The sequence below is a fragment of the Rhizobium sp. 10PS4 genome (assembly GCF_032464805.1).
Classification (GTDB): Bacteria; Pseudomonadota; Alphaproteobacteria; order Rhizobiales; family Rhizobiaceae; genus Rhizobium; species Rhizobium laguerreae.
The window spans coordinates 498,086-512,732 of the sequence record NZ_JAWDIW010000002.1; the positions used below are offsets into that span (position 1 = coordinate 498,086).

Below are 14,647 nucleotides of genomic sequence, written 5' to 3' on the forward strand. Positions count from 1 at the left end.
GTAGGCATCCAAAATTCGTTTTCGAGCCAGGGCAGAGGCGTATGGAACCAACCCACTTATTCGAGCTCGTCATCGCGATGTTTCTTGCGATCATCGCGCTGCACTATGCGGCCCACAGGCTCGGACTGCCGCCGTCCGTCGCGCTACTGACGGGTGGCGCCTTGCTGGCGTTCGTGCCGGGGTTGCCGGCGATATCGGTCGATCCGGAGCTGGTGCTGGTCATCTTCCTGCCGCCGCTCCTGATGGACGGCGCCTGGGCCATCGCGCTGGCGCGGTTGCGGCGCCATATGATCGGCATCGCCTCGCTGGCTGTCGGCGCGGTATTGTTCACTTGCGCGGTCGTCGCCGTCGTGGCCCATCTTATCTTTCCATCGCTTCCCTGGGCCGCCTGCGCAGCCCTTGGCGCGATCGTTGCCCCGCCGGACGCAGTTTCGGCGCGCGCCGTGCTGGAGCGCGTAAAACTGCCGCGGCGGCTGCAGATTCTTTTGGAAGGCGAGAGCCTGCTCAACGATGCAAGTGGCCTGGTTCTTTTCCGTTTTGCCGTTGCCGCTGCCGCAACGGGAGCCTTCAGCGCGGGGGAGGCGATCGGCAGCTTCTTCGTGCTGGCGCTCGGCGGCGCCGTCGTCGGCGTCGTTGTGGGAACGGCATGGGTCAAACTCGTTCGGCGTCTCGGTGACGAATATCTGATCATCGCAGCCACGGTGCTGCTCGGCTGGATTTCCTATCTGCTCGGAGAGCTGCTGCATGTTTCCGGCGTCATCGCCACCGTCACCACCGGCTTGATCGCGTCCTGGCACCAGCACACCGTATTTTCGGCCGCAACGCGCATGCGCGGCACGTCGTTCTGGACCGTGATGATCTTCCTGATGGAAGCTTCGGTTTTCACCTTGATCGGCCTGTCGCTGCGGGATGTCGTCGAACGCGGCGGCGGCCTGACCACCGTGATCGCGACGATGGGGCTGCCGATGCTGGCGATCCTCGTCACACTCGTGGTCGCGCGCTTTGCTTGGGTTTTCGCCTCCGATCTCGTCATCAGATTCTGTGCAGTCCTGGGGGTGACGCGAGCTCAGCCGCTCGGCGCCGGCGGCGCGACGGTTCTCAGCTGGGCAGGCGTACGCGGCGTGATCACGCTCGCTTTGGCGCTCAGCCTGCCGGAGGGGTTCCCGGGCCGTGACTTCATCCTCGCCACGTCCTTCGCCGTCATTCTCGGAACCGTGCTCGTGCAGGGCACGACGTTGGGGCGGGTAATTGCCTGGGCGCGGCTGGTGGAGACGGAGACGGAAAGAGCGCGCCTCACCATGAGCCAGGCCGAAGTCGCCATGGTGCAGGCGCAGCTCGGCACCGTCCAAAGCCTGGCATACGACGCGGAAGGAAAACTCATCCACCCGCAACTGCTGGACCGATACCAGCGCAGGGCGACAGTAATCGTCGACTATGCCGAGAGAACGGAGCATTACAAACCGGTGCTCCATGCCCACTTCGACGTCGTTCTCGAAGCGGTTGCTACGGGACGCCGGGAGCTCATTCGCCTCCATCGCGCCGGCGACATCGACGACGAAACGTTGGACGAGCTTGAACGCGATCTTGATCTCGAGGAGTTGAGCGCGATCTCTGCCAAAGCGTAAGGTTCAGCGCCTTACGCCCTTCGATATCATCGTCAATGCATTGCGATATCGAGGCTGATGCAAGCAGCGAGCGGCTTGGAAGCCGTGCTCCTAAATGGCGATCTGCTCGCCGAGTTCGACGACGCGGTTGGACGGCAGGTTGAAGTAATCGGAGGGATCGATCGCCAAGCCCTCCAGCCCCATGAATATGCGCTCCTGCCAGGCGGGCAAGCCGGTGTTTGGTGTCCTGACGAGGTTCCGGCGGCCGAGATAGAAGGAGGTTCTCATGATCTCGAACTTGAAGCCGCTTTCCCGGCAGAGAGCCAATGCCCTGGTGACATCGGGGTCGTCCATGAAGCCGAAGGTGATGTCGAGGCGCACGAAACGCGGCGAGAGCTGGCTGACCTTGATGCGACGGCTGTCGGGGACATAAGGTTCGTCCTCGGTCCAGACGGTCAGGATAACGTTCTGTTCGTGGAGCACGTGATTGTGCTTGAGATTGTGGAGCAGGACGTTCGGCGTGCGATCCGGGACGCTGGTCAGGAAGACGGCCGTTCCCGGAACGGTGACGGGCGAATGCTCCGACTTTCGCTCGATCGACCTGATGAAGGAATCGAGCGGGATCTCGTTGTTGGCCCGCAATCTCTTCAGATAGGCCTGGCCTCGGGTCCATGTCCACATCATGACCATGATCGCCAGCGCAAGGGCGACCGGAACCCAGCCGCCATCGTGGATCTTCAAGAGGTTCGCCGCCAGGAACAGGACTTCGATGATGAAGAGCGGCAGCAGCAGGACGGCGGCGAGCACGAGGGAGTAGCCCCAGACGGCCCGGAGGAACTGGAAGACCAGCATGGTCGAGATCACCATGGTTCCGGTAACCGAGATGCCATAGGCCGTCGCCAGCGACTCGGAGTCGCCGAAGGAAAAGATCAGCATCAAGACGCCGACCAACAGGAGAAGATTGACGCTTGGCACGTAGATCTGGCCGGTGTTGGTCTCCGACGTGAACTTGATCCTGAGCCTCGGCAGGAAGCCGAGGTGAACCGCCGAGCGGGCCAGCGAAAATGCGCCTGTGATCACCGCCTGGCTGGCGATGATCGTTGCCATTGTCGCCAGGATAACCACCGGCAGCAAGGCCCAGTCGGGATACATCAGAAAGAACGGATTGGTGGCGGCTTCCGGATGGGCGAGAACGAGTGCGCCTTGGCCGAGATAGTTCAGAAGTAGTGCGGGAAAAACCAGTACGAACCATGCCATCTGGATCGGCCGGCGCCCAAAATGCCCGAGATCGGCATAGAGCGCTTCGGCGCCCGTGACCGTCAGAAAGACGGCGCCGAGCACGATAAGGCCGACGCTGCCGGCATGGGTGAGAAACAGGAATGCATTGATTGGATTGAGCGCCTCCAGAATCCTCCAATCGTCGCCGATATGGATCAGGCCGCCTGCCGCCATAGCCAGAAACCACAACACCGTTATTGGCCCGAAAAAGATCGAGACGGCAGCGGTTCCCTTCGACTGGACAGCAAAGAGAACGATCATGATCGCAGCTGAAGCGAGCGGGACGTATTCGGCAAAGGCCGGCGTGACCAGTTTCAGGCCTTCTAGCGCCGACATGACCGACAAAGCAGGCGTGATCATCGCATCGCCGATGAAGAGAGCCGCTCCGATCAGGCCGGCGAAGAAGAGCACCGGCACGTTTCGCCCCATCTTCTTCATCAGAAGGGCGAGAAGCGAAAGCGTGCCGCCTTCGCCGTCATTGTCCGCCCTGAGAAGGAAGAGCACATATTTGAAGGTCACGATGATCGTCAGCGTCCAGACCATCAGCGAAATGAGACCGATGACCTCGGCTTCGTGTACGCCATCGGCGGCAAAGGGCCTCAGCGCCTCGCGAAGGGCATAGAGTGGGCTGGTGCCGATATCGCCATAGACGACGCCGACCGCGCCGATGACCAATCCGACAAAGCCCTTCCGGCCGGCGGCATCCCCCGTCTTATCCAAATGCGTCGCCGTCATGGTTCCCCGCTCATGCCATTTGCCATGAGCACAAACATATGCCGCATTGCAGAACGGCAAGCAAATTGATGCGGGTGCTAAATTTTTTGTGGGGGGTGGAAGCAGTGGTGTGCGGGGGTGACCGGCGGCAGCGTGAGCGACGAGGCAATGCGGCTTGGCGACTCCGACGTCCAGGACGGGTGATCCGGCTGTCGGTCGGCAAGAAGCGACACGTCCTGCTTCAGCCGGTTTAGCGTGGTCTGTTCAATTCGGGGGGCGGCCTTTCGTGAGTCTGCCGACGGCATAACCCTGCTTTTCAAGCTTCGAAAAGGATTCCGCCTGCGCAATGCCCGGCATCAAGGCAAAGCCGATCACCGGGCTGACGACCAGTCCGACAAAGCCCTTCCAGCCGGCACGTGCACCCGTATTGTTCATATGCGTCGACGCCATAGTTCCCTTCTCCTGTGACTTGCCTATGGGCACAAACATATGTCGATTGCAAAACGGCAACTAAATTGAGGCGAGTGTGACTTTTTGTGAGAAAGGGGAGTGGATGTGGACGGAGCAGCTGCGCGTCACAGAAATACCAGCTGCTGCCAAGCACCGGTGAAATCGGCCGCGGCTGCATGATGCTGACAGGGGCTGTCAGCAAGGGTGGTTGACAATCCTGAGAACGCAGCTTTTGAGCCAGTCGCCATTTCGTCGGAGATTCCGGCTATCTGCGGGATCGCTCTGCTTCGATCCCGCTCCAATCGGAGCAGAGTGTCGAGATGAAGCCGCACCACCGCATTTTCTTCATTCAGTTTGCCGTGGCCCTTTCCTTAGGCGCGTTTGTTTCGCGGTTGCCCGACCTTCAGGTCAAGTTCAGCCTGACCGAGGGAGAGCTGGGCCTTTTGCTTGCCGTCATGTCTTCCGGGGTTCTCTGCGGGTTGACGTTCTCGGTGAGGTTCATCGAGAGGCTTGGTGCGCGCACCACGGCTTTCGCCACCGTCTTTGGTGCGGCGCTGTTTTTCGCGTTGATCCCCTGGATGCCTTCAGCTCTCGCGGCGGTGCCTTTCTTCTTCATTGCGGGCATTTTCACCGGCGCGTTCGAGATCAATGCCAATATCGAAACTGATCGCCGTGAGGCGCTGCTTGGGTACCGCATCATGAGCCGGGCTCACGGCATGTGGAGCCTCGGCTTCTGCATCACCGCCCTTGTTGCCGCCGGCATGCGGCAGGCTGCCGTCTCCATCGAACTGCATAGCTTCATCATCCTCGTCGCCGTCTTGATTGCGGGGTCGATCGTTTTCGCCGGGATCGAGAACGCGCCCCAGCGGCAGGACGCGCACCCGGGAGATAGTCCGCCCATCGCTTTTCCGACGATCGGGTTGCTGCCCCTTTGCCTGATAGGCGCAGCTCCACTTCTCGCCGAAGGCGCGAGCGTCGATTGGTCGGCGATTTATATGCGTGACGTATTCGCGGTTGAACCCTTCATCGGCGGGCTCGGCGTGACCATTTTCTCGCTGTTCATCGCCATCGGACGGCTCGGCATGGACCCTGTCATCGACCGCTTCAATCCACGCCCGGTCGCAATAACCCTCCTCGGGATCGCGACCATCGGCCTCGTTATGGTTGCGGCGGCGACACATCCTGTTTTCGCGCTCGCAGGCTTTGGCCTGACGGGTATCGGCTGTTCTTCGGTCTATCCGCTTGCCATCTCGGCGGCGGCCCGACGCGCGGATCGGCCAGCACCGGTGAATGTTGCGGCGCTGGCGCAGACGACGTTCCTCGTGTTTTTCGCCGGGCCGCCGCTGCTCGGTTTCGTTGCCGAACATTTCGGCATCCGCTTTTCGTACGGGATGGTCGTCCCGGTTATCGGTGCCGCACTCCTGGTCACCAGGGCGCTTGCCGCTGATCCTGCCCCCATGGGCCAGCCCGAACCGGTGCAACCCCACGGTTGATACGCCGCACCGTCCGTCTGCTATCCCAAAGCCGTTCATGTCCGCAACCGGCCATAAGTAACCCCCGGCTTTCGCCGGCGAATGAAGCGAGCGCAATGTATTTTCTGTCGCGTCGAAGTATTACGAATGATCGTCAGTAATATATCTCGTACAGGTGATGACCTACGTTTGCGCGCTGTGGTCCACTCCTGGCAAATGGTCTTACCCCTCAGGCACTTGCAGGCGCCGTCCATCTTCATCTGAATGACCTGGTTTGGATGGCGAACTGCAGCCTGTCTGGCTTGTATAAAGGCCCTTTCGGGGTTTTCGATCGCCGCGTCCGGTCTCAAAGAGAGGCTCGCCTATGGAGCTCCGCGCCTCGCTTCGGACGAATTTCTGCCACCAAAATGCCAGTATTAGTTGTTTCTAATTCGCGCCATAATTCGCATCTACGTTGCCCCGCCTGTTTTATTCTTCGCCACATTTCGGATCTTCAACATTATACAAACAATGGTGGGTAACTATGAAGGTTATTCTCGTCATCGTCCTCACGGCGCTTGCCGTGCCCTGTGAGGCGGACATGCTCGGCACGGCGTCCAAGTACAAGAGCATGCACGAACGCTCCATCTCCTTCCTCAGCATCAATCCGCGCAGGGTATCGTGGTGCGGGGCGTTCCTGGCCTTTGTCGCCAAGCGATCTTCGCGGCAACCGCCGCCCAACCCCAACATGGCAGCGTCCTGGAGAAAGTTCGGCAAGCCGGTCGGTGTCCGCTCCGCCAGGCGAGGGGATGTCGTGGTGATCCGCTCCGGCCGGCGCTTTCATGTGAGCCTGTTCGATCACATCGACCAGCGCCGGCAGTACGTCTACCTGTTCGGCGGCAACCAATCCAACCGGGTCCAGCTGTCGCGCTATCGCGCCAGCTCGGTGGTCGCCGTGCGACGATGATGTTGGGTGAGAACTCACCCTCCTTCCAAACCTCGGTGGCGGCGGGAAAACAGGCCTTACGCCTTGCGCGCCCTGATGTGGAGGAAGATCGGCGCGATGCGGGTGTCGGCGACCATTGGCTCGGCGAGCGCCACCTCGACTGACGCCATGGGCTCGCCGAAAGCTTCGATCGTCAACCCCGCTTCGACGATCATCGACACCCAGGTCGACAGCGTCCGGTGAAAACGCGGAATGGCGAACGGCGTCAGCGTCGCTCGTTCTTCCTTGGGGATGGAGGAAAAGATCCAGCGCTCGACCCGGCCGTCGCTCTCGTCGAAATAATCTGCGATCTCAACGGCGACGGGTTCGCCGGCCTCATTGCGGATATTGCGGCGCGTCGGCGGCACGAAGCAGGGATGCAGGATCGAAAACTGCAGGAAGGCGCCCGATTTCAGGACGCGGTGGATGCCCTTCAGCACCTGGCGCTGATCGGCCATGTCCATCATCGACATGAAGGCGGTGACGAAATCGAAACTCGCTTCGGGGAAATCGATGCCCTGGCCGTCGCCGAGCACATAGTCGATTCCGAGCGGCGTTTGCGCCTCGGTCTCGCGGGCATAGCGAATGAAGGTCGGAGCGATGTCGAGCACGGTCATGTGGGCGCCGAGGCGGGCGACGGCGCGGGTGTTGGAACCTTCGCCGCAGCCGAGATCAAGCCCGGCAAGGCCTGCCACCGGCGGCAGCACCTTCAGAAAGGCCGGTGTGTTCAGCGCGTCGCACCGAAGGGAGTACAGCCGCGTCAATGCTTCTCAAGGTATTATTATCCGACCAGAAGCTCAGGGCGATGGTTTGCGTTGGTTGAAGTCGACGATTCCTCCGACAGCAGGTGCTTTGATGAATCTTTTCCGTTCACTTTTGGCATCTCTCCCGAATCCTGCCGTTCCGCCGGCATCTGCCGCTGATGGCACAAATAAAGGGTCAGGAACTGGGCGGCCGGCTTGAAGCGCGAGGATTGACGAGGACAGCTCCTCTCCTGATCCCGGATGGAAGGTGGGCGTTCACGTGCACCTGCGGAAGATTGGAGCAAGGACGTCCATCCCACGTTCCCTCATTCCTGTGCTCGTCACAGGAATCCAGCCACGGCGCGTCGGCGCCGTGAATGAAGCGGTACCGCAAGCCGAAAGAGTTTTTCGCACCCAAGGACTTGGGCGCACTGGATTCCTGTGACAAGCACAGGAATGAGGGCGAGGGGATGGCCGTCCTTACTCTCGCCGAACGCATGGACTTGATGTGCTGCAATAGAAGCCGCTTGAGCTGCATCACCCCAGGCTCACACTCTTGAACGCGGCGATGATGCTTTGGGCAGCGAGCTGCGCCTCATCTGACGTCGTCTGGAAATTGGTGACGGAGAGGCGCAGCACGTCGCGGCCGCGCCATTTGGCGCCGCCGGCGAAGATGATGCCGTCCGCCTGAATCTTTTCGATCGTCTTTCGCGTCAGTGCGTCGCCTTCTTCGTTCGGCAGGTCGGCTCCGAAGCGGATGACGAGCTGGTTCAGCGCCACCTCGTTCAGAATGGCGATGCCCGGTTGTTGCGACAGGAGATCGGCCACCAACCGCGCTGAGGCGCAGCACTGGTCGATCAGGGCGGCGATGCCGTCGCGGCCGAGATGTTTCAGCATCGCCCAGGTGGCAAAGCCGCGCGCCCGTCTCGAAAGCTCGGGCACGTAGAGTGAGGGATCGCGTTCGCCTTCGCCTGCGAGCGGCAGGTAGCTCGCGGCGATCGTCATGGCGCGGCGATGGGCGAGCTCGTCGCGGACGATCGCATAGCCGCAATCATAGGGCGTCTGCAGCCACTTGTGGCCGTCGGTCGCCCAGCTGTCGGCCGCTTCGATGCCGCGGCTGAGGTGGCTGGTCTTCGCTGATGCCTGCGCCCAGAGGCCAAAGGCGCCATCGATATGCACCCAGGCGCCTTTCGCCTTCAACAGCGGGATGATGGTGGCGAAATCGTCGAAGGCGCCTGTATTGATCTGCCCCGCCTGGAGAACGGCGATGACCGGTCCACAGAAAGTATCGAGCGTGCCCGCCAGCGCGGCCGGGTCTATCCGTCCCATCGCGTCGGCGGGCAGGCGCAGCACGCGATCATGCCCGAGGCCGAGGAACTGAAGCGCTGAGAAGACGGTCGTGTGGGCATCGTCGCCGATCAGCACCGTAATCTCAGGCGCCCCGAACAGGCCCTTTGCGTCGGCATCCCAGCCCACCTGGCGCAGCACCTCGCCGCGGGCGGCGGCGAGGCAGGTGAAGTTCGCCACCGTCGCGCCGGTGACGAAGCCGACCGAGCTTTCGGCCGGCAGCTTCAGGAGATCGAGAAGCCATCTCGCCGCGACGGTCTCGACGGCGGCCGCGGCCGGGGCGGCGGCATGGTTTCCGGCATTCTGGCCCCAGGCGCTGGTGAGGAAATCGGCCGCGACGCCGACCGGATGGGAGCCGCCGATGACCCAGCCGAAAAAGCGCGGCCCAGTGGTCGCATGCAGCCCGGGTTCGGCGCCGTCCGAGAGACGCCTGATGACATCAATCATATCGGAACCGGCAGCCGGCAGCGGCTCTTCGAAACAGGCAAGCGAGGCTGCGTAGTCGTGGGTGGGCATATGGCGGGCGGGCGCTGCCTGCCGGAACGCGGCCGCAAGGCGGGCGGCTTCCTGAAACAGAGATGCAATTGCCGTCATGCGGATCCCCCTGCCGCCACCGATCCTGGAGGGCCTCACCCTCGAAAGCAGGCTGCCGGCACACGCAATCTAGCCCATATCGCCGAGGCTGTCTTCGCCTGGCAGATCTCGAATCTGGGTTCCGGGGCCTTCCTTGGGCTTGCCGAGACCTCAAGACAAATCGAGCATCGGGGGAGGCGCTTCCTAAATATTTACAATAACTACCTTATCCCGTTCTGTGCATTTTTGAAACTTCGCGGCTCTTGTTGAAAATGATTGCCTTCGTTGCAAGTATCGTTCAATGATGCGGAAATATCATTTGCACCATTGTCAAGTTGGTGCCGCCAATCAGCGAGGGATATGCACTGAAATATTTCCTTCTCTACGCGCTGACATGCACGTTGGTCGGGATAGCTCTTCTCTTCATCATCCGTGAAGTTGTACCGTTCGCGATCGACAAGCCAACCGATCAATCGGTGGCCGGCTCAACAGATGAGCCGGTTGCCGGGCCAACCGGTGAGCCGTTGAGCGCGGCAACCGGCAAGCCGGTGCCGGGGGCAACCGGCAAGCCGGTGCCGGGGGCAACCGGCAAGCCGGTGCCGGGGGCAACCGGCAAGCCGGTGCCGGGGGCAACCGGCAAGCCGGTGCCGGGGCGAACAACCGATCAATCCGCCGTCCAGCCAGCCGATCCCCTGATCGTCCGATCCACCGGCCAGCCGGTCGACGGGCCAACTGGCGAACCGGCAGCAAGGCCGACTGATCAATCGGTGGTCGGTCCGAGCGGTGAACCGGTCGTCCGGAAGGGTGGCCGGCTGGGGAGCCCGGCGCAGTGACCGGCGCCTGAGACGACGGATTTCCGTTCGACTTCGTCACTTTGAGCATATGCTGGACTACGAAGCGTCCTGACACCGGTTGCATCGGCTGAGGCCATCTGTATTGACAGTACCTCTCATCTCGCAGGAGGTCCCGATGGATGGAAGTGGCACGACGATCAGGCATGTCAGGGCAGACGAAGTGGAGGCCTTCCGGCGCATCCGTCTGGAAGCGCTTCGCACCGAACCGTCCCTCTTTGCAAGCCGCTACGAGGATTGGCAGGCTCTTTCTCTCGAGGAGTGGCGCAATCGCCTGAATGAGCCAGTTTTTATCGCCTTTCAGGGTGACGAACCCGTCGGCATAACTGGCCTAGTTCGGCAGCGGTCGAGCAAGATGGCCCATCGCGCGACGATCATCATGGTTTACGTGAGAAGGAGCCTGCGCGGAACGGGCCTTGCCGGCAAGCTGCTCGGCGCGGTGGCCGATCACGCGCGCGATATCGGCATCCTGCAACTGGAACTCTTCGTCAGCGCAGAAAACCCGGCGGCAATACGCTTCTATCAGCGGGAAGGCTTCTCCGAGATCGGTAGGATTCCCGGCGGGGTTCTGGAGGAGGGCAGGGAGATCGACGACGTCATGATGGCTCGCCGTCTGGTCGGTTAGGTCTCACGCGGATGTTTCAGCGCATGTCGGCTTGCCCAATCTATTGACCTCAAGTGGGGTTGGGGTTGCAGCATGCCGGCATGGGTTGGAGATTTGGCCGTGACGAAAATTCTGAAAGACGAGGATCTGGTCGGCAGCGTGCTGATGGTGGTCGCAATCGATGCGCTCGATACCGCTTTTCTCGCGAGCGCCGGCAATCGACTGATTTCTCCACCCCGGCACCATGTCTCGTTTCCCGGTCGAGGCGATCTCGTCTTCACCGTCGGCGGTATCCTTGGCGAGAAACCGCTTGCGGGCTTTCGGGTCTATGAAACATTCGACGGGGCGGAGCATTCGCAGATCGTCGCGGTGTGGTCGGCCGACGACGCGAAGCTCAAGGGCATTATTCTCGGAGATCGTCTCGGCAATCTCAGAACCGGTGCGATCGGAGGGCTCGCTATCCGGCATCTCAGCGCGCCTGACGCCAAGATCGTCGGGATCCTCGGCAGCGGAGGGCAAGCGCGAACCCAGCTTGCCGCGGCCGCCGCCGTTCGAAAGCTGGACCGCGCCCGCGTCTATAGCCGCGACGAGAAGAATCGCGCCGCCTTTGCAGCCGAGATGCAGCACGCCTTGGGTATTGAAGTGGAGCCTGCCGGCAGCGCTTCTGAAGCCGTCTATGACGCCGACATCGTCATCTGTGCGACGACGAGCCGAACGCCCGTCATTCATGCGCGGGATTTGAAGCCCGGCGTGCACGTCAACACCGTTGGCCCGAAAACGCATGAGGGATACGAACTCGGCCTGGATCTTGCCGATGTCGCCGCCGTGATCGCGACGGATTCACCCGAACAGACGCGCGCCTATGCTTCGCCCTTTTTCCTGACCGGCTGCGGCAATGAACACCGCATGGCCGACCTTTCCGATATCATGGCCGGGAAAACGGCCGGGCGAGGGTCGCCTGGCGATACGACGCTGTTTTGCTCCGTCGGATTGGCTGGAACCGAGGTCGTCGTCGCCTCGGCAATCCTCGATATGCTGTGAGCCCGTTTTCCTTATTCACGCCAGGCCCAGCACATCCCCCATGGCGTATTCGCCGGGTGCGCGCCCTGCGATCCAGCGGGCGGCGGCAAGCGCGCCGCGGGCGAACATGCCGCGATCGAGAGCCGAATGCGAGAGCGTCACGACTTCCTCGGCGGCGGCAAACAGGACGCTGTGTTCTCCGACGAGCCCGCCGGCCCGAAGGACGGCAAAGCCGATTTCGCCGGGCGGGCGCTCGCCGGTGATGCCGTCACGCCCGCGCCGCTCGACAGATGAAAGGGAAACGCCGCGGCCTTCGGCCGCCGCTTCGCCGAGCATCAGCGCCGTACCGGACGGCGCGTCGATCTTCCTGTTGTGATGGGCTTCGAGGATTTCGATATCCCAGCTATGCGCGGGAAGGGCGCGCGCGGCCTGGGCGACTAGGCCAACCAGCATGTTGACGCCGATGGAGAAATTGCCGGAGCGCAGGATCGGAATCGCGCGGGCGGCCTCCGCGATCCGTTCGAGCTCATCCGGCTCGAACCCCGTCGCCCCGATCACCAGGGCCGGTCCGCCGGCCGAAGCGCACAAACCGGCAAGTTCGGCGGCAGCACGTCCCGTCGTGAAATCCAGGATCACGTCGGTCGCTCCGATCGCAGCCGAACGGTCGATCAGCCCGGCGCTCATGGAGCCTTCTCGGCCGATGCCGCCGACGAACGCAAAAGCCGGATCGGCCGCCAGCAGCGGCATGATGGCGCGACCCATGCGGCCGTTCGCGCCGGCGACGGCTATTTTGATTGGTGAGGTCACGGACTTTCCTTGGCTCGCGATATTTCCAACGGGCGGCTGTTTGCATCGGCATTACGCCGGCGAATGGGATCTGCCACTACCGCACTTGCGCTCCCGGGGCAAAGCAGCGATCTCCTCTGGTCGTCTGGTGCCTACCAGTTGCCGGGGTCGGCGGTGTGATCGATGCTGGCGAATTCGTCGGCCTTTTGCCGATCCAGCTTCACCTCCGTGCCAGCCTTCGTCTCGTCGACGACCGAGTAGCGGTCGGGGATCGGTCCCCTTGATAGTTCCTGATACAGGAGCAAGGCGGCCTCCTCGGCGGTGTCGGCCTCGATCTCCCGAGTGATTGATACGGTGAACTTGTGCATGGCTTCGGCCCTCTCGATCGGTGCGCCGGCGTGTGCGTGGCTTGCGCAGTCTGACACGAGTTTTGTGTCGATGACACTAAAACTGCTCGCTTAGAATTTGATTCATTTGATGGCTTCAGGTCTTTGTTTTTATGAATGTAGTGGTGCCAAGCCGCCGTACCGTTTTGGGCGAACTCAGCCGAGGAGATAGGTCATGCGCCTGAATCAAGTAACCGTTACGATGCCTGACCTCGATGCGGGCTGGAACTTCTACTGCGTTCTCGGTCTCACGCCGGTCGTCGACGCTCGTCCTCGCTATGCGCGCTTCGTCTGCCCGGACGGGGACAGCACCTTCTCCCTGCATCAGGGCGAAGGTGGCGGTGGCGGCACCACGGTGTATTTCGAGTGCGAGAAGCTGGACGAGACGGTCGGCAGTCTCAGCGAGGCCGGTCTTCGTTTCGTCACCGGACCGGAGGACAAGAGTTGGCTCTGGCGCGAGGCGGAGCTGTTCGACCCCGGCGGCAACCGCATCATCCTTTATTTCGCCGGATCGAACCGCACCGATCCGCCGTGGCGAATGGATAAGGCGGAGCGCCCGACGTAGGGCGCCTCGGCGCCTGCCTATCCCGGCCATTTCCCGAATTGACGAATCGCGGTCGCCTCGGCATCTTTGTGTCGGCGTGGCCTAACGCCGAACCTCCCAGGACCTTCCCCAGCAGGGTCTTCAACCGGAGGCAAAGGGACTTTCGTCTCGGGTCGTGATCCTTGGTCCTGATGTTTCGGGCCTGTTGCTGGGGAACGATGTCCGGAACGTGAGAGGCCCTGATATGACTGAGAATGGAAATTTCAAGCGACGGGTGCGTGCACGCGCCGCCAAGACGGGTGAATCCTACACCGCCGCCCGCATGCATGTTCTTCCCAGGTCGGCGAACGATGCACAGCCTGAGGCAAGACGTTTGCGTCTCGCCGTGGCCCAGACCACCCATGCAGACGATCCCCGCGATGCCGACAAGCTTCGCCAGAGTGGACAGGAGATACGCCTGCTGATGCGGCAGGCGCGAGAGGCAGGGGCGCGGCTCATCCACTTTCCCGAAGGAACGACATCATCGCCGAACAAGCGGATCATGTCGGAAATCGGGCCGGGAGAGATCGGGCCGTCCGATTGGCGGCGGTTCGAATGGGCCGTGTTGCGTGAGGAGCTGGATAAAACGCGCAGACTGGCGCGCGAACTCGGGCTCTGGACGGTCATCGGCTCGGTGCATCCGCTGACGCCGCCGCACCGGCCGCACAACAGCCTTTATGTCGTCTCCGATCGCGGCGAACTGGTGACGCGCTACGATGAGCGGCTGCTGTCGAACACCAAGATCTCCTTCATGTACACGCCAGGTTCGATCCCCGTGACCTTCGAGGTCGACGGCATCCGTTTTGGCTGTGCGCTCGGCATGGAGTGCAACTTTGCTCAAATTTTCACTGAATACGAGCGGCTCGATGTCCACTGCGTGCTGTTTTCGTCCACTGGGGGGACGTCGGCCAATGATACCTCCTTCGCCGCCGAGGTGCAGGGGTATGCGGCGAGCAACAGGTACTGGGTGAGTTTCTCCATACTCGCACATCCCGGTTTAGCCGATCCCGTGTCTTCCGGGATCGTCGCGCCCGGTGGCCGGTGGGCAGCGCAATGCCCTGCGGATGGAACGGCCGCGATATCGCTCACTGATATCGACGACAATCACGGCGATATTGCCCGGCCGTGGCGGCGCAAAGCGCTGGGCGGCCTCTACGAGCCGCACCGCGTGGCCGGCGATCCGCGCAGTGACGGGCGGGATATGTTTTAGAGCCGGGTCGCGTCGGTTGCATTCCGGCAAAGTGAATGCAGCCGATGCTATATGCACGGTTC

The 14,647-nt window shown here is 62.0% G+C and carries 14 protein-coding genes; 8 read left to right on the forward strand and 6 right to left on the reverse strand.

Annotated features, from left to right (window positions below; genetic code table 11):
• Nucleotides 1-41: 41 nt before the first annotated feature.
• Nucleotides 42-1,625 (forward strand): Na+/H+ antiporter, encoded by a 1,584-nt coding sequence (locus RWJ89_RS05405; protein WP_131663659.1) that lies wholly within the window; start codon nucleotides 42-44, stop codon nucleotides 1,623-1,625.
• 90 nt (nucleotides 1,626-1,715) lie between these two features.
• Here the strand turns inward: RWJ89_RS05405 and RWJ89_RS05410 are convergent, their stop codons facing one another.
• On the reverse strand, nucleotides 1,716-3,617 hold the full coding sequence (locus RWJ89_RS05410) for a potassium transporter Kup (RefSeq protein ID WP_316030045.1): 1,902 nt from the start codon (nucleotides 3,615-3,617) through the stop codon (nucleotides 1,716-1,718).
• A 243-nt stretch (nucleotides 3,618-3,860) separates the two neighbouring features.
• Nucleotides 3,861-4,046 (reverse strand): hypothetical protein, encoded by a 186-nt coding sequence (locus RWJ89_RS05420; RefSeq protein WP_316030044.1) that lies wholly within the window; start codon nucleotides 4,044-4,046, stop codon nucleotides 3,861-3,863.
• Nucleotides 4,047-4,366: 320 nt separating this feature from the next.
• On the opposite strand from RWJ89_RS05420, the gene RWJ89_RS05425 reads away from it, so the two are divergent.
• Nucleotides 4,367-5,539, forward strand: coding sequence for an MFS transporter (locus RWJ89_RS05425; RefSeq protein ID WP_316030667.1), 1,173 nt, complete (start codon nucleotides 4,367-4,369; stop codon nucleotides 5,537-5,539).
• 502 nt (nucleotides 5,540-6,041) lie between these two features.
• The gene (locus RWJ89_RS05430; protein WP_316030668.1) at nucleotides 6,042-6,464 is read left to right on the forward strand and encodes a TIGR02594 family protein; all 423 of its coding nucleotides are present in this window, start codon (nucleotides 6,042-6,044) and stop codon (nucleotides 6,462-6,464) included.
• Between the two features lie 56 nt (nucleotides 6,465-6,520).
• On the opposite strand, the gene RWJ89_RS05435 is transcribed toward RWJ89_RS05430, so the two are convergent.
• Together RWJ89_RS05435 and RWJ89_RS05440 are read right to left on the reverse strand one after the other, a co-directional pair.
• Nucleotides 6,521-7,246, reverse strand: a complete 726-nt coding sequence (locus RWJ89_RS05435) for a class I SAM-dependent methyltransferase (RefSeq protein WP_316030669.1) — start codon at nucleotides 7,244-7,246, stop codon at nucleotides 6,521-6,523.
• A 516-nt stretch (nucleotides 7,247-7,762) separates the two neighbouring features.
• On the reverse strand, nucleotides 7,763-9,166 hold the full coding sequence (locus tag RWJ89_RS05440) for a pyridoxal phosphate-dependent decarboxylase family protein (protein WP_168284871.1): 1,404 nt from the start codon (nucleotides 9,164-9,166) through the stop codon (nucleotides 7,763-7,765).
• A 314-nt stretch (nucleotides 9,167-9,480) separates the two neighbouring features.
• On the opposite strand from RWJ89_RS05440, the gene RWJ89_RS05445 reads away from it, so the two are divergent.
• The 3 genes from RWJ89_RS05445 to RWJ89_RS05455 all read left to right on the forward strand — a co-directional run bounded on the left by RWJ89_RS05445 (nucleotide 9,481) and on the right by RWJ89_RS05455 (nucleotide 11,641).
• Nucleotides 9,481-9,978, forward strand: a complete 498-nt coding sequence (locus tag RWJ89_RS05445) for a hypothetical protein (protein ID WP_316030670.1) — start codon at nucleotides 9,481-9,483, stop codon at nucleotides 9,976-9,978.
• A gap of 136 nt (nucleotides 9,979-10,114) precedes the next feature.
• Nucleotides 10,115-10,621 (forward strand): GNAT family N-acetyltransferase, encoded by a 507-nt coding sequence (locus tag RWJ89_RS05450; protein WP_168284869.1) that lies wholly within the window; start codon nucleotides 10,115-10,117, stop codon nucleotides 10,619-10,621.
• 99 nt (nucleotides 10,622-10,720) lie between these two features.
• The gene (locus RWJ89_RS05455) at nucleotides 10,721-11,641 is read left to right on the forward strand and encodes an ornithine cyclodeaminase family protein (RefSeq protein WP_316030671.1); all 921 of its coding nucleotides are present in this window, start codon (nucleotides 10,721-10,723) and stop codon (nucleotides 11,639-11,641) included.
• A gap of 15 nt (nucleotides 11,642-11,656) precedes the next feature.
• On the opposite strand, the gene dapB is transcribed toward RWJ89_RS05455, so the two are convergent.
• Together dapB and RWJ89_RS05465 are read right to left on the reverse strand one after the other, a co-directional pair.
• Nucleotides 11,657-12,427, reverse strand: a complete 771-nt coding sequence (dapB, locus tag RWJ89_RS05460) for a 4-hydroxy-tetrahydrodipicolinate reductase (RefSeq protein WP_131663651.1) — start codon at nucleotides 12,425-12,427, stop codon at nucleotides 11,657-11,659.
• 131 nt (nucleotides 12,428-12,558) lie between these two features.
• Nucleotides 12,559-12,774, reverse strand: coding sequence for a hypothetical protein (locus tag RWJ89_RS05465; protein ID WP_094085643.1), 216 nt, complete (start codon nucleotides 12,772-12,774; stop codon nucleotides 12,559-12,561).
• 193 nt (nucleotides 12,775-12,967) lie between these two features.
• On the opposite strand from RWJ89_RS05465, the gene RWJ89_RS05470 reads away from it, so the two are divergent.
• Together RWJ89_RS05470 and RWJ89_RS05475 are read left to right on the forward strand one after the other, a co-directional pair.
• On the forward strand, nucleotides 12,968-13,357 hold the full coding sequence (locus RWJ89_RS05470) for a VOC family protein (RefSeq protein WP_168259221.1): 390 nt from the start codon (nucleotides 12,968-12,970) through the stop codon (nucleotides 13,355-13,357).
• A gap of 223 nt (nucleotides 13,358-13,580) precedes the next feature.
• The gene (locus RWJ89_RS05475; RefSeq protein WP_131663649.1) at nucleotides 13,581-14,585 is read left to right on the forward strand and encodes a carbon-nitrogen hydrolase family protein; all 1,005 of its coding nucleotides are present in this window, start codon (nucleotides 13,581-13,583) and stop codon (nucleotides 14,583-14,585) included.
• The last annotated feature ends 62 nt before the right edge of the window (nucleotides 14,586-14,647 follow it).